The sequence below is a fragment of the Streptomyces mauvecolor genome, from assembly GCF_039532965.1.
Taxonomy (GTDB): domain Bacteria; phylum Actinomycetota; class Actinomycetes; order Streptomycetales; family Streptomycetaceae; genus Streptomyces; species Streptomyces violascens.
In genome coordinates, this window is record NZ_BAAASQ010000010.1 from 33,000 (window position 1) to 48,586 (window position 15,587).

Below are 15,587 nucleotides of genomic sequence, written 5' to 3' on the forward strand. Positions count from 1 at the left end.
TAGTCGTACCGGTGTGGCCCTGAGTGGCCTACGAGACCGGTGGGGCGGGGGCCCGGGAGGCCGTCCGCTGGGCGGCACGAAACGGATTTGGGCGATCGGCGAGGGAGCGTGTAATGTCTTCATCGCTCGCCCCAATAGCTCAGTCGGTAGAGCGTCTCCATGGTAAGGAGAAGGTCTACGGTTCGATTCCGTATTGGGGCTCTGGTGCGGAAGCCCTCACCTTCGGGTGAGGGACTCCGTGTCAAAGCGGTGTAGCTCAGTCGGTAGAGCAAGCGGCTCATAATCGCTGTGTCACCGGTTCAAGTCCGGTCACCGCTACACACAGTAGCCGATTGTGGGGTCGGTCCTTCGATCGGCTACTCTTTTATGCGTTCATCCGTCAATCCGTCCGTCAAGGAGCACTCACGTGGCTGCCACCGACGTCCGCCCGAAGATCACGCTGGCCTGCGTGGAGTGCAAGGAGCGGAACTACATCACCAAGAAGAACCGGCGTAACAACCCGGACCGTCTTGAGATGAAGAAGCACTGCCCGCGCTGCAACTCGCACACTGCGCACCGCGAGACCCGTTAATCACGGATCTGGCATTCAGGCTCGTTCGAGAGGCCGTTCCCCGCAGGGGGAGCGGCCTCTCGGCGTTGGCGTACGACTAGATTTTCCGTACCCACAGGGATCCGAACCCTCATTCGCAGGAGGTAGCCAGCAGATGGCGCTCGACCAGTCTTTCGTGGGGCGGACCTATCCGCCCACCGCCCCGTACGAGGTCGGCCGCGAGAAGATCCGTGAGTTCGCTGTGGCGGTCGGGGACGAGAACCCCGCCTACACCGACCCGGAGGCGGCCAAGTCCCTTGGTCACACCGATGTGATCGCGCCGCCGACCTTTGTGTTCGCCATCACGTTCAAGGCGGCGGGCCAGGTCATCGAGGACCCGCAGCTGGGCCTGGACTACAGCCGGGTGGTGCACGGCGACCAGAAGTTCGCCTACAGCCGCCCGGTCCGCGCGGGCGACCGGCTGACCGTGACGTCCACCATCGAGGCGATCAAGTCCCTCGCGGGCAACGACATCCTGGACATCCGGGGCGAGGTCCACGACGAGGCCGGCGAACACGTCGTGACCGCGTGGACCAAGCTGGTGTCCCGAGCGGCCGAGGGGGCCTGACATGACCGCGAAGATCCGTTACGAGGACGTGGAGCCCGGCACCGAGCTGCCGTCCGCCTCGTTCCCTGTGAGCCGCGCCACGCTCGTCCAGTACGCGGGTGCCTCCGGGGACTTCAACCCGATCCACTGGAACGAGAAGTTCGCGAAGGAGGTCGGGCTGCCCGACGTCATCGCGCACGGCATGTTCACGATGGCCGAGGCGGTGCGCGTGGTCACGGACTGGGTCGGCGACCCGGGCGCGGTGGCCGAATACGGCGTCCGCTTCACCAAGCCGGTGGTCGTCCCGAACGACGAGACCGGCGCGCTGATCGAGGTCAGCGCCAAGGTGGCGGCGAAGCTGGACGACGAGGCGCGCACGGTACGGGTGGACCTCACGGCGATGAGCGCGGGCCAGAAGGTCCTCGGGATGTCGCGAGCGGTCGTACGGCTGGCGTGAGCCGGTCGGCGGGACTCCGGGGGGCTCCCCCGGAGTCCCCCGCGCAGCCGAACCCTTGACGTAGTTAGTTATCAACCACTAACTTACTCGCATGGTCAGGATGAGCGCAGAAGAGAGGCGCGAGAGCGTCGTCCGTGCGGCGATGGTGGAGTTCGCCCGTGGTGGGTATCACGGCACGTCCACCGAGGTGATCGCCAAGCGGGTGGGTGTCTCGCAGCCGTACCTCTTCCGCCTTTTCCCTAACAAGCAGGCCATCTTCCTGGCGGCGTCCGACCGCTGCATCAAGGAGACTGTCGAGGTCTTCCGGGAGGCGGCCGACGGGCTGGAAGGCGAGGAGGCGCTGCACGCGATGGGCGCGGCGTACCAGACGCTCATCACCGAGGACCGCGACAAGCTGCTTCTGCAGATGCAGACGTACGTGGCCGCGGCGGCCGCCGAGGCGGCCGGCGACCACGAGTTCGGCAAGGCGGTGCGGGCCGGGTGGACGGAGCTGTACGACACGGTGCACCTGGCGCTGGGCGCGGACCAGGGCGGGACGACGACGTTCCTGGCGTACGGGATGCTCATCAACACCCTGGTGGCGCTGGGGTTTCCGCCCGAGGACCGGGTCTGGCAGGGCTTCTACGAGTCGGCCCAGCCGAAGCGGCTGGGTGGCGGAGCGGTGTAGCCGGGTCGTGCCGGACGTCGACCCCGCCCCCGCGAACAGACCTGACCGGATCGAACTGAACTGAACCATCGGGATGGGGCCCGCCCGAGCCTCTCCTGTCTTATTTCTTCATGGCAGCCGAAGTTAGTCATTGATAACTAACCCAACAAGGGGGAGCGATGTCGGAGAAGAAGCCGGAAAGAAGGCCACGAGACGGCGCGGGGCGGCGTGGGGGTGCGGGGTGGGCGCTGGTGATCACCAGCGTCGCCGGGTTCATGGCGGCGCTGGACAACCTCGTCGTCACCACCGCGCTGCCGTCGATCCGCGAGGACCTCGGGGGAGCGCTGGACGACCTCGAATGGACGGTGAGCGCGTACACGCTCACCTTCGCGGTGCTGCTGATGTTCGGGGCGGCGCTGGGTGACCGGTTCGGCCGGCGGAAGCTCTTCATCACCGGGCTGACGATCTTCACCGGTGCCTCGGCGGGGGCGGCACTCGCTCCCGGGATCGACGGGCTGATCGCGGCCCGCGCGATACAGGGGGCCGGCGCCGCGATCATGATGCCGCTGACCCTCACGCTGCTGACCGCGGCCGTGCCCGCCGCCAAGCGTGGCCTGATGTACGGGATCTGGGGCGCGGTGAACGGCCTCGCGGTGGCATCGGGGCCGCTGATCGGCGGCAGCCTGACCGAGCACGTGTCCTGGCAGTGGATCTTCTGGCTGAACGTTCCGCTCGGCCTGCTCACGCTTCCCCTGGCCCGGCTGCGCCTGAACGAGTCGTACGGCACGGGCGCCCGGCTCGACATCCCGGGCACGCTCCTGGCCAGCGGCGGGCTCTTCGGGATCGTGTACGCGCTGATCCGCGGCAACCCCGACGGGTGGACCAGCGCGACCGTGCTGACCGGCCTGATCGCGGGTTCGGCGCTCCTCGCGGGGTTCGTGGTCCACGGCATGCGCAGCGCGAACCCGATGCTGCCGATGCGGCTGTTCCGCAGCCGGGCGTTCTCCGCGATCAACGCGGCGAGCCTGCTGATGTTCGTCGGGATGTTCGGCTCGATCTTCCTGCTCAGCCAGTTCCTGCAGAACGTCATCGGCTATTCGCCGACGGAGGCGGGCCTTCGGATGCTGCCCTGGACCGGCATGCCGATGATCGCCGCGCCGATAGCCGGATTCCTCTCCGACCGGATCGGAGGGCGGCCCGTCGTGGCCACCGGCCTCGCGCTCCAGGCCATCGGGCTCGGCTGGTTCGCCGCGATCATCTCGCCGGACGTGTCGTACGGGGCGCAGCTGCCGGCGCTGATCATCAGCGGCATCGGGATGGGGCTGTACTTCGCGCCCGCCGCGAATCTGGTGATGTCCAGCGTGCGGCCCTCCGAGCAGGGCATCGCCTCCGGCGCGAACAACGCGCTGCGGGAGGTCGGCGGTGCGCTCGGCATCGCGGTGCTGGCGTCGGTGTTCTCCGCGCAGGGCGGGTACGGGTCGGCGCAGGCCTTCGTGGACGGCCTTGGCCCGGCGCTCTGGGTGGGGGCGGGAGTGGTCGCGGTTGCGGCGATGTCGGCGATGCTCCTCCCCGGACGCGCGGCCCTGCCCCGCGCCGGAGCGGCGCCGGAGGCCTCTGAGGGGGTGCGAGAGCTGGTGGGCTGAGGCTTGCCGGCGCTGGGCGGGTCGGGGGTGCTCTCCCACCCGCCCGCTCTGCCCGCGGGGCGGCCGTCCCCCGGTAGGCGGGGCGCCCGCCTGCGGCGGGCCGGGAATTATCCGCCTGGCCGGAGTTACCTCCCTTCGGCGGGCTTGGGGGGTCCCGTCGGCTCCTCCCGTTCTCCAGGGGGCTGCACGCAGTTGCGGGAACAGCCAGTGGTTGCGGGTTCGTCGGCGGGACGCTCCGTACGGTGGTTCGTATGAGCAGCCGTTGTCTGAACGGTGACCGAGGCACTACGGGCGGGCGCGTGTCCGGCCGGGTGGGGACGTGGTGGGGTGCCCCCGCAAGGAGGAGCGCTGGTTCTGGGGGGATGTCCGGTGGGCGGAACTGCGCGACGTATGAGGAGGTACCCCGCCGCGTTCACGCCCCCACTCCCCGGTGGTGCGCTCCGTACCGGCGATGCCACAGCCCCGGCCCGCGGCATCTGCCCGCACGGCCGACCGAAGGGCGGCGCCGCCGCCGCAGGCCTGCACCCCACTCTGGACCGGAGGGCGGCATCGCCACCGCACGCCTGCACCCCACTCCGGACCGGAGGGCGGCATCGCCACCGCACGCCTGCACCCCACTCCGGACCGCAGGGCGGCATCGCCACCGCACGCCTGCACCCCACTCCGGACCGCAGGGCGGCGCAGCTCCGCCGAGCCGCCGCGCGGCCCCGCCGGGCCGCCCCCGTACGCTGGACCCCGTGCAGGAACTTCACGACGCCCCCCTCGCCCCCCTGACCACCCTCCGCCTCGGCGGCCCGGCGGACCGGCTGGTTACCGCCGTCACCGACGCCGAGGTCATCGATGCCGTACGCGAGGCCGACGACAGCGGCACCCCGCTGCTCGTCATCGGCGGCGGCAGCAACCTGCTCATCGGGGACAAGGGCTTCGCCGGGACGGCCCTGCGCATCGCCACCCGCGGCTTCGAGCTCGACGGCACCCGCCTCGAACTCGCCGCCGGTGAGGTGTGGAGCGACGCCGTCGCCAGGAGCGTCGAGGCCGGGCTCGCCGGTATCGAGTGCCTCGCCGGCATCCCGGGCTCGGCCGGCGCGACCCCGATCCAGAACGTCGGGGCGTACGGCCAGGAAGTGTCCAGCACCATCACGCACGTCGTCGCCTACGACCGCCTCGACCGCACCACCGTCACCATCCCCAACGCCGAGTGCGACTTCTCGTACCGCAACAGCCGCTTCAAGCAGCACCCCGACCGCTACGTCGTCCTCCGCGTCGTCTTCGAGCTGGAGGACGCCGGAGGGCTCTCCGCGCCGGTCAAGTACGCCGAGACCGCCCGGACCCTCGGCGTGGAGCCCGGCGACCGGGTCCCCGCCGAGACCGCCCGCGAGACCGTGCTGAAGCTGCGCGCGGGCAAGGGCATGGTGCTCGACCCGGAGGACCACGACACCTGGTCGGCGGGCTCGTTCTTCACCAACCCGATCCTCCCCAACGAGGCGTACGCGGCCTTCGTCGCCCGCGCCCAAGAGCGCCTTGGCGCGGACGTGACGCCCCCCGCCTGGCCGGCCGGCGCCGACCGCACCAAGACCTCCGCCGCCTGGCTGATCGACAAGGCCGGCTTCACCAAGGGGTACGGGACCGGCCCCGCCCGCATCTCCACGAAGCACACCCTCGCGCTGACGAACCGCGGCGGCGCCACGACCGAGGACCTGCTGGCGCTGGCCCGCGAGGTGGTCGCGGGGGTGGAGCTGGCCTTCGGCGTGACGCTGGTGAACGAGCCGGTGGCGGTCGGCGTAGAGGTTTAAGGATTTGTACCGAGCCAAGCGCCCCGTGCCGCTCGGCTCGCAACCTCCTCAGTACGCCACCCCCACCCCCTGCTTCACCGTCGCCGGGTCGTCCACGCAGGCCAGCATCGCGTGGGCCACGTCGGCGCGGGCGATGGTGCGGCCCGCCTTGGGGGTGCCGCCGACGACCCGGCGGTAGGACCCGGTGAACGGCTTGTCGGTGAGTTTGGGCGGGCGTACGGACGTCCAGTCGGTGGCGCTGGCCGCCAACTCGGCCTCCATGGCGCGGAGATCGGCGTACACCTCCTTCAGGATCGCGCTGATCATGGACCGCATGCCGCGGTCGAGGAGCCCGTCGCCGGGGGCCTCCGGCCCGACGGGGGCCGCGCTCACGACGACCAGCCGCCGAGCGCCCTCGGACTCCATCGCGGCCAGGACCGACCGCGTGAGCCGGGCCGTGATTCCGGCGTCGGAGCGTTTGCGGGCGCCGAGCCCGGAAAGGACGGCGTGCCGCCCGGCCACGGCTCCGCGCAGCGATTCGGGGTCGGTGAGGTCGGCCTTGACGACCTGAAGGCCGGTGCCGGTCACGGCGAACCTGGCCGGATCGCGCACCACCGCCGTGACCTCGTGCCCCGAAGCCAGCGCCTGCTTGACGATTTCCTGGCCGATGCCCCCTGTGGCACCGAAAACCGTGAGCCTCATGGCGTCACCCTCCTAGGGTGGGTAAGTATTCACTCACCACTAGAGTGGGTAAGTACTCACCCACCCGTCAAGCCCCGAGCCCCGTTGGAGCACATATGCAGTCGCCGCCGACCCGCGTCCGCATCCTCGACGCAGCGCACGAGCTCATGCTCACGATCGGCCTCGCCCGCGCCACGACGAAGGAGATCGCGAAGGCGGCGGGGTGCTCGGAGGCGGCGCTCTACAAGCACTTCGCGAGCAAGGAGGACCTGTTCGTGACGGTCCTGAAGGAGCGGCTGCCGAAGCTCGGCCCGCTGGTGGAGGGGCTCGCGGCGGAGCCGGGGAAGCGGTCGGTGGAGTCGAACCTGACGGAGATCGCCCGCCAGGCGGCGCTGTTCTACGCGGAGAGCTTTCCGATCGCGGCGTCGCTGTACGCGGATCCGCAGCTGAAGCGGCGCCATGACGAGGCGCTGCGGGAGCTGGGCTCCGGGCCGCACATGCCGATCGAGTGGGTGGACAGGTATCTCCGGGCGGAGCGTTCGGCCGGGCGGATCCGTGAGGACGCCGATACGTATGCGGCTGCGTCGCTGCTGCTCGGGGCGTGTGCGCAGCGGGCGTTCGCGTACGACATGACGCCTTCCGGGGAGCCTCCTCAGACGCCGGAGGAATTTGCGCGGGGGGTGGCTCGGGCGCTGCTGCGGGGCATCGGGTAGGCCCTTGGCAGGGCGGTGCGGCGTGATGCTCCCGCGTGCGGTTCGTCGGCCGCGGACCGTCCGAGGCCGGTCGCTTCCCCTAGTTCTCGGCTTCGCTCGAACAGGGGGACCCCCATCGCGGCGGAGCCGCACAATGTCGCAGCCCCGCACCCCTTAAGCGGCGCGCCGGCACGACCCCGCGGCCCCGGCCCGCAGGCTCAGCCGCATCAGCCCGCCAACCACCCCTCCACCCCCGCCAGCAGCTTGTCCTGGACGTCCTGCGGGGCCGCCGAGGCCCGGATCGACTGGCGGGCCAGATCGGCCAGTTCCTCGTCGGTGAACGCGTGGTGATGGCGGGCGATTTCGTACTGGGCGGCCAGGCGGGAGCCGAAGAGGAGGGGGTCGTCCGCGCCCAGGGCCAGCGGGACGCCCGCGTCGTACAGGACCCGCAGCGGCACGTCCTCGGGCTTCTCGTAGACGCCGAGGGCGACGTTGGACGCCGGGCAGACCTCGCAGGTGACGCCCTTGTCGGCCAGGCGGCGCAGGAGCCGGGGGTCCTCGGCCGCCCGCACCCCGTGGCCGACCCGCCGCGCGTGCAGATCGTCGAGGCAGTCGCGTACGGAGGCCGGGCCGGAGAGCTCGCCGCCGTGCGGGGCCGCGAGCAGGCCGCCCTCGCGGGCGATCGCGAAGGCGCGGTCGAAGTCCCTTGCCATGCCGCGGCGTTCGTCGTTCGACAGGCCGAAACCGACCACGCCGCGATCGGCGTAGCGGACCGCGAGCCGGGCCAAGGTGCGCGCGTCGAGGGGGTGCTTCATCCGGTTCGCCGCGACCACGACACGCATGCCGAGCCCGGTCTCGCGGGAGGCCGAGTCGACCGCGTCCAGGATGATCTCCAGGGCCGGGATGAGCCCGCCCAGCAGCGGCGCGTACGAGGTCGGGTCGACCTGGATCTCCAGCCATCCGGAACCGTCCCGGACGTCCTCCTCGGCGGCCTCGCGCACCAGGCGCTGGATGTCCTCGGGGGCGCGCAGACACGACCGCGCCGCGTCGTAGAGGCGCTGGAAGCGGAACCAGCCGCGCTCGTCGGTGGCCCGCAGTTTCGGCGGCTCGGCGCCGGTCAGCGCCTCGGGCAGCCGTACGCCGTACTTGTCGGCGAGTTCGAGCAGGGTAGAGGGCCGCATGGACCCGGTGAAGTGCAGATGCAGATGGGCCTTCGGCAGATCTCGTACGTCGCGAACGTGCTCCATCCAGGGATCTTGCCGCACCCCACGGGCATTCGACAGCCCCTTTCCCCGATCGGGACGGGGTCCGAACGCAGAAACGGGGGCGACACCTCAAACGAGGCACCGCCCCCGGCCCAGACCCGAACGGAACCAGACCCGAGCGCCGAACCAGTACCGAGCCGAACCAGAGCGAGTCCCGAACCCGAACCCGAACCCAGTCCCGACCCCAACCCGAACTAGCCCCGAATCAGAGCCGAACCCGAAAGAGTCCCGAACCGACCCGAACCATTCCGAACCGACCCGAACCCGAACGAGTCCCGAACCGACCGCACCCGACCCGACCCGACCCGGCCCAACCCGAATCGGCCCGAACCTAATCCCGAGCCTCGGCCAGCAGCTTCTGGATGCGGGCGACGCCCTCGACGAGGTCCTCGTCGCCCAGTGCGTAGGAGAGCCGCAGGTAGCCCGGCGTGCCGAAGGCCTCGCCGGGGACGACCGCGACCTCGGTCTCGTCCAGGATCAGCGCGGCGAGCTCGGCCGAGGTCTGCGGCCGCTTGCCGCGGATCTCCTTGCCGAGCACGCCCTTGACCGAGGGGTAGGCGTAGAACGCGCCCTCCGGGGTGGGGCAGACCACGCCGGGGATCTCGCTCAGCATGCGCACCATGGTGGTGCGGCGCCGGTCGAAGGACTCGCGCATCGTGGCGACCGCGTCGAGGTTCCCGGAGACGGCGGCCAGCGCAGCGACCTGGGCCACGTTGCTGACGTTGGACGTCGCGTGGGACTGGAGGTTGGTCGCGGCCTTCACGACGTCCTTCGGGCCGATGATCCACCCGACCCGCCAGCCGGTCATGGCGAAGGTCTTGGCGACGCCGTTGACGACGATGCACTTGTCGCGCAGCTCGGGCACGATCGCGGGCAGCGAGGTGAACGTGGCGCTGCCGTACACCAGGTGCTCGTAGATCTCGTCGGTCATGACCCACAGGCCGTGCTCGACGGCCCAGCGCCCGATCGCCTCGGCGTCGGCCTCGCTGTAGACGGCGCCGGTGGGGTTGGACGGGGAGACGAACAGAACGACCTTCGTACGCTCCGTACGGGCCGCCTCCAGCTGCTCCACCGACACCCGGTACCCGGTCGTCTCGTCGGCCACGACGTCGACGGGGACACCGCCCGCGAGCCGGATCGACTCGGGGTAGGTGGTCCAGTACGGCGCCGGGACGATGACCTCGTCGCCCGGGTCGAGGATCGCCGCGAAGGCCTCGTAGATCGCCTGCTTGCCGCCGTTGGTCACCAGGACCTGGGAGGCGTCGACCTCGTAGCCGGAGTCGCGCAGCGTCTTGGCGGCGATGGCGGCCTTGAGCTCGGGCAGGCCCCCCGCCGGCGTGTAGCGGTGGTACTTCGGGTTGCGGCAGGCCTCGACGGCGGCCTCGACGATGTAGTCGGGCGTCGGGAAGTCGGGCTCGCCCGCGCCGAAACCGATGACCGGACGCCCGGCGGCCTTGAGGGCCTTGGCCTTGGCGTCGACGGCGAGGGTCGCGGACTCGGAGATGGCGCCGATGCGCGCGGAGACCCGGCGCTCGGTGGGGGAGGAAGGCGGGGGAGTTGCAGCGCTCATGCGGGCCATGGTCCCAGACCCCCTGCGAGGGGAGCACCCGCGTTTCACGGACCGGTCAGCATGTGGACAGGCGTCCGAACGGCCTGCTTGAAGAGGCCGTGCGAAGGGGCTGTGTGAAGGGGAGGCGGAGGTGATGGTGAGGCGGTCGGAAGGTGTTCGGGAGCAAGCTGTTCGACGCCGGGCCCCTGACCACGTACACTCACTGCCTGTTGGCCCTCACCGACCACACCACCACATGCGGTAGGTTGGGGGAACCACAAAGGGTCGTAGCTCAATTGGTAGAGCACTGGTCTCCAAAACCAGCGGTTGGGGGTTCAAGTCCCTCCGGCCCTGCTACACACACCTTCGCCAGGATGTGTGCGCATGTACGTACTTCAATGCACCGCCGTGCGGCTCCACCGGGCGCGGCACGGCCATGACCCGGAATCAGGTGAGAAGCGTGACGGACGCCGTGGGCTCCATCGACATGCCTGATGCCCAGGACGAGGCAGCGGAGTCCAAGGATTCGAAGAAGAAGGCCCGCAAGGGCGGTAAGCGCGGCAAGAAGGGCCCTCTGGGCCGTCTCGCGCTCTTCTACCGGCAGGTCGTCGCCGAACTCCGTAAAGTTGTCTGGCCGACACGCAGCCAGCTGACGACGTACACCTCCGTGGTGATCGTGTTCGTTGTCATCATGATTGGCATCGTGACGTTGATTGACTCCGGCTTCTCGCAGGTAGTCAAGTACGTCTTCGGCTGATCAGCGAAGGGCGCCCCTCATCGGCGCCCCTTTCGCATGTTCCACCCAATCTGTAGCCAGGAAGAAGCAGCCACCGTGTCTGACCCGAACCTGAACGACGCCATCGAGTCGGTCGAGTCCGTCGAGGACGAGCTCGAGATCATCGAGGCGGCCGACGAGGACGAGGCCGAGGCTGCCGACGCCGCTGCGGGCGAAGCGGCCGAAGAGGCTGCCCTGCACGTCGAGTCCGACGACGCCGAGCCCGAGACCGAAGCCGCCGAGGCTTCCGACGCGGCCGAAGAGGACGCTTCCGACGAGGCCGAGGCCTCCGTCGAGGACGACGCCTCCGAGTCGGACGAGGAGCCCGCCGAAGTCTCCGCCGAATCCGGCGAGGACGAGGAGCCGGCGGAGCCCGCCGAGCCCGTCGACCCGGTCGAGGCCCTGCGCCAGGAGCTCCGCTTCCTGCCCGGCGAGTGGTACGTCATCCACACGTACGCCGGTTACGAGAAGCGAGTGAAGGCCAACCTCGAACAGCGTGCCGTCTCGCTGAACGTCGAGGAGTTCATCTACCAGGCCGAGGTCCCCGAAGAGGAGATCGTCCAGATCAAGAACGGCGAGCGCAAGAACGTCCGGCAGAACAAGCTGCCCGGTTACGTTCTCGTCCGCATGGATCTGACGAACGAGTCCTGGGGCGTCGTCCGCAACACCCCCGGTGTCACCGGCTTCGTGGGCAACGCCTACGACCCGTACCCGCTGACGCTCGACGAGATCGTGAAGATGCTCGCCCCGGAGGCCGAGGAGAAGGCCGCCCGCGAGGCCGCCGAGGCCGAGGGCAAGCCGGCTCCGCAGCGCAAGGTCGAGGTCCAGGTACTGGACTTCGAGGTGGGCGACTCGGTCACCGTCACCGACGGCCCGTTCGCGACGCTGCAGGCGACCATCAACGAGATCAACGCCGACTCGAAGAAGGTCAAGGGCCTCGTCGAGATCTTCGGCCGCGAGACCCCGGTCGAGCTCAGCTTCGACCAGATCCAGAAGAACTAGCGGCCCAGGCCACCGGCGCTTTCTGGAACCAGCACTTCCGAGCAGGTCAGAGAGGCTCTCGCAGCCCCTCTGACCTGCTCGGTTTTTAGCCGCACAGCTATACCCGTTATCGTTGTGCGGTATGCCTCCATCCGGTTGATCGGATGCAGGCGGTTCACTCTCACTAGGACCCGGAGAGAGCAATGCCTCCCAAGAAGAAGAAGGTCACGGGGCTTATCAAGCTCCAGATCAACGCCGGTGCGGCGAACCCGGCCCCGCCGGTCGGCCCCGCGCTCGGCCAGCACGGCGTCAACATCATGGAGTTCTGCAAGGCCTACAACGCCGCGACCGAGTCGCAGCGTGGCTGGGTGATCCCGGTGGAGATCACGGTCTACGAAGACCGCTCCTTCACCTTCATCACCAAGACTCCGCCGGCCGCGAAGATGATCCTCAAGGCCGCTGGTGTCGAGAAGGGCTCCGGCGAGCCGCACAAGACCAAGGTCGCCAAGATCACCGAGGCCCAGGTCCGCGAGATCGCCACGACGAAGCTCGCCGACCTGAACGCCAACGACCTGGACGCCGCGTCGAAGATCATCGCCGGCACCGCCCGTTCCATGGGCATCACGGTCGAGGGCTGATCTCAGCTCACCCCCGTTTGACCTCCAGTGGTAGGGCCAAGCGCTGGCCCGCACCACGACTCCATGCCTGCCACGCGGCGACAGCCGCATGGCGCTACTCCACACAGGAGCTGAAGTGAAGCGCAGCAAGACTCTCCGCGCTGCGGACGCCAAGATCGACGCGGACAAGCTGTACGCGCCGCTCGAGGCGGTCCGTCTCGCCAAGGAGACCTCCACGACCAAGTTCGACGGCACCGTCGAGGTCGCCTTCCGCCTGGGTGTCGACCCGCGCAAGGCCGACCAGATGGTCCGTGGCACCGTGAACCTCCCGCACGGCACCGGTAAGACCGCCCGGGTCCTGGTCTTCGCGACCGGCGACCGTGCCGAGGCCGCGCTTGCCGCGGGCGCCGACATCGTCGGCTCCGACGAGCTCATCGACGAGGTTTCGAAGGGCCGTCTGGACTTCGACGCCGTCGTCGCCACCCCGGACCTCATGGGCAAGGTCGGCCGCCTCGGCCGCGTGCTCGGTCCCCGTGGCCTGATGCCGAACCCGAAGACCGGCACGGTCACCCCCGACGTCGCCAAGGCGGTCGAGGAGATCAAGGGCGGCAAGATCGAGTTCCGCGTCGACAAGCACTCGAACCTGCACTTCATCATCGGCAAGGTGTCCTTCGACGACACCAAGCTGGTGGAGAACTACGGTGCGGCTCTGGAGGAGATCCTCCGTCTGAAGCCGTCCGCCGCCAAGGGCCGGTACATCAAGAAGGCCACCATCACCACCACGATGGGCCCCGGTATCACCCTGGACCAGAACCGCACCCGCAACCTCCTCGTCGAGGAGGACCCGGCCGCCGTCTGATCCCTCGGATCACCGGCAGTCGCGGGTTCGCGTACGGAGACGTACGCCGCGTACTGAGACCGGCCCCCGCACCTCGTCAGAGGTGCGGGGGCCGGTTTTTTTCTGTGTGTGCTGTCAGTGCGCTGAGTTACGGTTGTGAAAGATTTCGTCGGTTTTGATCAAGGGTGGGGACAAGATGAGCAGGTCCGTCAAGCGCGCCGGAATCTCCCTGGCGGCGGTCGCGGTGCTGGTGGCGGGAGCCGCCGCGTGCCAGAGCGGGGACTCCAAGAAGGCCGCGGACGCGCCGAAGAAGGCGGCCGGACAGTCGAGCGCCGGCGACGCGCGCATGGCGCTCCAGGCGGCGTACAAGAAGACGTCGGCGGCCAAGTCGGCGAAGGTCACCATGAAGATGTCGATGCCGTCCGCCGCCGGCGCAGGCGCCGGTGACATGGAGATGACGGGCGTCCAGTCGTGGAACCCGGCGGCGATGGACATCACCACGAGCGCGGCGGCCCTCAAGGGCAAGCCGGGCGCGCCGGACAAGTTCCGTACGGTCATGGTGAACAACGTCATGTACATGGACCTGGGTGCCGAGGCGGCCCAGAGGCACGACGGCAAGCGCTGGATGAAGATGGACCTCGGCGCGCTCGCCAAGGACGCCGGCGGCGACGCGATGGCCCAGCAGCTCACGGGCGGCGCGCAGAACCAGGACCCGGCCCAGCAGCTCGCCCTCCTGACGGACTCGCCGAACGTGAAGCACCTCGGCAGCGAGCAGGTCGACGGCGCCCCCGCGGAGCACTACAAGGGCACCCTGACGCTGGAGGAGATGGTCGCCGGCAACCAGAGTCTGGACGGCCTGTCCGCGCAGGAGCGCCAGAAGTTCATCGACGGCATGAAGACGTCCGGGATCAAGGGCTACGACACCGAGCTCTGGATCAACAAGGCCGGGTACCCGGTGCAGATGAACGTCGGCATCGACACCCCGCAGGGCAAGATCTCGATGAGCGCGCACTACTCGGACTACGGCACCAAGAACACGGTCCAGGCGCCGCCCGCGGGGGAGACGTACGACTTCGCCGAGATGATGAAGGGCCTGGACAAGGGCGACGCAGCCTGAGCCCGCCGGATCTGTCGCGGGGTCCGTATGGGCGGATTTGCTTGACACGGACCCCGTAACGTACGCTCTCCCAGAAGCCAAAGACCGCTGGTCGTTGCCGTGCCTTCATTCGAAGGGGCGGTGGCCGAAGGATCCGCTCAATGCGGACGACCCGCGCAGGTGACCGTGGAAAGTTCCCGGATGTTCCTCTTCTGAGTGCAGCTGGTTGAGCTACGCCCCGTGCGCCTGCGCCGGGGCGTTTCGTATTGTTCAGCCCCTTCTGAGCGGTCCTCATCACCCGGAAGGAGGCCGACGCACTATGCCGACGCCCAACAAGGCTGCCGACGTAGCCGAGCTTGAGGACAAGTTCCGCAGCTCGAACGCCGTCGTGCTGACCGAGTACCGGGGTCTCACCGTGGCGCAGCTCAAGACGCTGCGTCGTTCGCTCGGTGAGAACGCCCAGTACGCCGTGGTGAAGAACACGCTGACCAAGATTGCGGCCAACAACGCCGGGATCACCTCGCTCGACGACCAGTTCACCGGTCCGACGGGCGCTGCCTTCATCACCGGTGACCCGGTGGAGTCGGCGAAGGGTCTTCGTGACTTCGCCAAGGAAAACCCGAACCTGATCATCAAGGGCGGTGTCCTTGATGGCAAGGCGCTGTCCGCCGATGAGATCAAGAAGCTTGCGGACCTCGAGTCCCGCGAGGTTCTGCTCAGCAAGCTGGCCGGCGCGTTCAAGGGCAAGCAGTCCCAGACTGCCTCGCTCCTCCAGGCGCTGCCGTCGAAGTTCGTCCGCACCGCGGAAGCGCTTCGCGTCAAGCTCGCCGAGCAGGGCGGTGCCGAGTAATTCGGCTCGCGCATTGATCGCGGCCCACTAGGGACGCGGTCGCAGCGGGCCGAACGTACGCCCGCCTACATGTACATCCGGCACCTGCCGAATTAGTGGAAGGATCGCCCATCATGGCGAAGCTCAGCCAGGAAGACCTGCTCGCTCAGTTCGAGGAGATGACCCTCATCGAGCTCTCCGAGTTCGTGAAGGCCTTCGAGGAGAAGTTCGACGTCACCGCCGCCGCGGCCGTCGCCGCCGTTGCCCCGGGTGCCCCGGGTGCCGCCGCTGAGGCCGTCGAGGAGCAGGACGAGTTCGACGTCATCCTCGAGGGTGCTGGCGACAAGAAGATCCAGGTCATCAAGGTCGTGCGCGAGCTGACCTCCCTGGGTCTGAAGGAGGCCAAGGACCTCGTCGACGGCACCCCGAAGCCGGTCCTCGAGAAGGTCGCCAAGGAGGCCGCGGAGAAGGCTGCCGAGTCCCTCAAGGCCGCCGGCGCCTCCGTCACGGTCAAGTAACACCTCGCGGGTCTTCGCTGACCCGCACCCGTCTCGCAGGCGCGCCAGCGCGCCGCTGGACACCGCCAAGGGCGATCACCCATCCGGGTGGT

The 15,587-nt window shown here is 69.0% G+C and carries 17 protein-coding genes and 3 tRNA genes; 17 read left to right on the forward strand and 3 right to left on the reverse strand.

The window, feature by feature from the left end:
* The first annotated feature begins 128 nt into the window (after window positions 1-128).
* From ABD346_RS15010 to ABD346_RS15045, 8 genes are all read left to right on the forward strand, one after another.
* Window positions 129-201 (forward strand) — tRNA-Thr (locus ABD346_RS15010).
* Between the two features lie 44 nt (window positions 202-245).
* Window positions 246-318: transfer RNA gene (locus ABD346_RS15015), tRNA-Met, on the forward strand.
* A gap of 88 nt (window positions 319-406) precedes the next feature.
* Window positions 407-571 carry a 50S ribosomal protein L33 gene (rpmG, locus tag ABD346_RS15020; protein ID WP_003956487.1) on the forward strand — a complete coding sequence of 55 codons (165 nt, stop codon included), beginning with the start codon at window positions 407-409 and terminating at the stop codon, window positions 569-571.
* A gap of 133 nt (window positions 572-704) precedes the next feature.
* Window positions 705-1,157 carry an FAS1-like dehydratase domain-containing protein gene (locus tag ABD346_RS15025; protein WP_344375200.1) on the forward strand — a complete coding sequence of 151 codons (453 nt, stop codon included), beginning with the start codon at window positions 705-707 and terminating at the stop codon, window positions 1,155-1,157.
* A 1-nt stretch (window position 1,158) separates the two neighbouring features.
* Window positions 1,159-1,593 (forward strand): MaoC family dehydratase, encoded by a 435-nt coding sequence (locus tag ABD346_RS15030; protein WP_053724312.1) that lies wholly within the window; start codon window positions 1,159-1,161, stop codon window positions 1,591-1,593.
* A 91-nt stretch (window positions 1,594-1,684) separates the two neighbouring features.
* Window positions 1,685-2,260 carry a TetR/AcrR family transcriptional regulator gene (locus ABD346_RS15035; protein ID WP_344375202.1) on the forward strand — a complete coding sequence of 192 codons (576 nt, stop codon included), beginning with the start codon at window positions 1,685-1,687 and terminating at the stop codon, window positions 2,258-2,260.
* Window positions 2,261-2,418: 158 nt separating this feature from the next.
* On the forward strand, window positions 2,419-3,882 hold the full coding sequence (locus tag ABD346_RS15040; RefSeq protein ID WP_344375203.1) for a DHA2 family efflux MFS transporter permease subunit: 1,464 nt from the start codon (window positions 2,419-2,421) through the stop codon (window positions 3,880-3,882).
* A 737-nt stretch (window positions 3,883-4,619) separates the two neighbouring features.
* Complete coding sequence (locus ABD346_RS15045; protein ID WP_381225879.1) at window positions 4,620-5,675, forward strand: UDP-N-acetylmuramate dehydrogenase; 1,056 nt, start codon at window positions 4,620-4,622, stop codon at window positions 5,673-5,675.
* Window positions 5,676-5,723: 48 nt separating this feature from the next.
* Here the strand turns inward: ABD346_RS15045 and ABD346_RS15050 are convergent, their stop codons facing one another.
* Complete coding sequence (locus ABD346_RS15050) at window positions 5,724-6,356, reverse strand: NAD(P)-dependent oxidoreductase (protein WP_344375204.1); 633 nt, start codon at window positions 6,354-6,356, stop codon at window positions 5,724-5,726.
* A gap of 95 nt (window positions 6,357-6,451) precedes the next feature.
* Between ABD346_RS15050 and ABD346_RS15055 the strand changes: the two genes are divergently transcribed.
* Complete coding sequence (locus tag ABD346_RS15055) at window positions 6,452-7,048, forward strand: TetR/AcrR family transcriptional regulator (RefSeq protein WP_344375206.1); 597 nt, start codon at window positions 6,452-6,454, stop codon at window positions 7,046-7,048.
* Window positions 7,049-7,254: 206 nt separating this feature from the next.
* Here ABD346_RS15055 and ABD346_RS15060 read toward each other — a convergent pair whose 3' ends face one another.
* Together ABD346_RS15060 and ABD346_RS15065 are read right to left on the reverse strand one after the other, a co-directional pair.
* Window positions 7,255-8,274, reverse strand: a complete 1,020-nt coding sequence (locus ABD346_RS15060) for an adenosine deaminase (protein ID WP_344375207.1) — start codon at window positions 8,272-8,274, stop codon at window positions 7,255-7,257.
* Between the two features lie 349 nt (window positions 8,275-8,623).
* Window positions 8,624-9,862, reverse strand: coding sequence for a pyridoxal phosphate-dependent aminotransferase (locus ABD346_RS15065; RefSeq protein ID WP_344375209.1), 1,239 nt, complete (start codon window positions 9,860-9,862; stop codon window positions 8,624-8,626).
* Window positions 9,863-10,122: 260 nt separating this feature from the next.
* Between ABD346_RS15065 and ABD346_RS15070 the strand changes: the two genes are divergently transcribed.
* From ABD346_RS15070 to rplL, 8 genes are all read left to right on the forward strand, one after another.
* A tRNA-Trp gene (locus tag ABD346_RS15070) sits at window positions 10,123-10,195 on the forward strand.
* Window positions 10,196-10,301: 106 nt separating this feature from the next.
* The gene (secE, locus tag ABD346_RS15075; protein WP_053731183.1) at window positions 10,302-10,598 is read left to right on the forward strand and encodes a preprotein translocase subunit SecE; all 297 of its coding nucleotides are present in this window, start codon (window positions 10,302-10,304) and stop codon (window positions 10,596-10,598) included.
* Window positions 10,599-10,673: 75 nt separating this feature from the next.
* Window positions 10,674-11,618 (forward strand): transcription termination/antitermination protein NusG, encoded by a 945-nt coding sequence (gene nusG, locus ABD346_RS15080; RefSeq protein ID WP_344375211.1) that lies wholly within the window; start codon window positions 10,674-10,676, stop codon window positions 11,616-11,618.
* Between the two features lie 182 nt (window positions 11,619-11,800).
* The gene (rplK, locus tag ABD346_RS15085; RefSeq protein ID WP_053731185.1) at window positions 11,801-12,235 is read left to right on the forward strand and encodes a 50S ribosomal protein L11; all 435 of its coding nucleotides are present in this window, start codon (window positions 11,801-11,803) and stop codon (window positions 12,233-12,235) included.
* A 115-nt stretch (window positions 12,236-12,350) separates the two neighbouring features.
* The gene (rplA, locus tag ABD346_RS15090; RefSeq protein ID WP_189963093.1) at window positions 12,351-13,073 is read left to right on the forward strand and encodes a 50S ribosomal protein L1; all 723 of its coding nucleotides are present in this window, start codon (window positions 12,351-12,353) and stop codon (window positions 13,071-13,073) included.
* 175 nt (window positions 13,074-13,248) lie between these two features.
* Window positions 13,249-14,169, forward strand: coding sequence for an SCO4651 family lipoprotein (locus ABD346_RS15095; protein WP_344375214.1), 921 nt, complete (start codon window positions 13,249-13,251; stop codon window positions 14,167-14,169).
* A gap of 298 nt (window positions 14,170-14,467) precedes the next feature.
* Complete coding sequence (rplJ, locus tag ABD346_RS15100) at window positions 14,468-14,998, forward strand: 50S ribosomal protein L10 (RefSeq protein ID WP_344375215.1); 531 nt, start codon at window positions 14,468-14,470, stop codon at window positions 14,996-14,998.
* A gap of 113 nt (window positions 14,999-15,111) precedes the next feature.
* On the forward strand, window positions 15,112-15,495 hold the full coding sequence (gene rplL / locus ABD346_RS15105) for a 50S ribosomal protein L7/L12 (RefSeq protein WP_344375217.1): 384 nt from the start codon (window positions 15,112-15,114) through the stop codon (window positions 15,493-15,495).
* The last annotated feature ends 92 nt before the right edge of the window (window positions 15,496-15,587 follow it).

Bases quoted from the DNA above. Each gene is read 5' to 3' on its own strand.
- ABD346_RS15025 (WP_344375200.1), top strand. From the start codon at position 705: ATGGCGCTCGACCAGTCTTTCGTGGGGCGGACCTATCCGCCCACCGCC.
- ABD346_RS15030 (WP_053724312.1), top strand. From the start codon at position 1,159: ATGACCGCGAAGATCCGTTACGAGGACGTGGAGCCCGGCACCGAGCTG.
- ABD346_RS15035 (WP_344375202.1), top strand. From the start codon at position 1,685: ATGGTCAGGATGAGCGCAGAAGAGAGGCGCGAGAGCGTCGTCCGTGCG.
- ABD346_RS15040 (WP_344375203.1), top strand. From the start codon at position 2,419: ATGTCGGAGAAGAAGCCGGAAAGAAGGCCACGAGACGGCGCGGGGCGG.
- ABD346_RS15050 (WP_344375204.1), bottom strand. From the start codon at position 6,356: ATGAGGCTCACGGTTTTCGGTGCCACAGGGGGCATCGGCCAGGAAATC.
- ABD346_RS15055 (WP_344375206.1), top strand. From the start codon at position 6,452: ATGCAGTCGCCGCCGACCCGCGTCCGCATCCTCGACGCAGCGCACGAG.
- ABD346_RS15060 (WP_344375207.1), bottom strand. From the start codon at position 8,274: ATGGAGCACGTTCGCGACGTACGAGATCTGCCGAAGGCCCATCTGCAT.
- ABD346_RS15065 (WP_344375209.1), bottom strand. From the start codon at position 9,862: ATGAGCGCTGCAACTCCCCCGCCTTCCTCCCCCACCGAGCGCCGGGTC.
- rplK (WP_053731185.1), top strand. From the start codon at position 11,801: ATGCCTCCCAAGAAGAAGAAGGTCACGGGGCTTATCAAGCTCCAGATC.
- ABD346_RS15095 (WP_344375214.1), top strand. From the start codon at position 13,249: ATGAGCAGGTCCGTCAAGCGCGCCGGAATCTCCCTGGCGGCGGTCGCG.
- rplJ (WP_344375215.1), top strand. From the start codon at position 14,468: ATGCCGACGCCCAACAAGGCTGCCGACGTAGCCGAGCTTGAGGACAAG.
- rplL (WP_344375217.1), top strand. From the start codon at position 15,112: ATGGCGAAGCTCAGCCAGGAAGACCTGCTCGCTCAGTTCGAGGAGATG.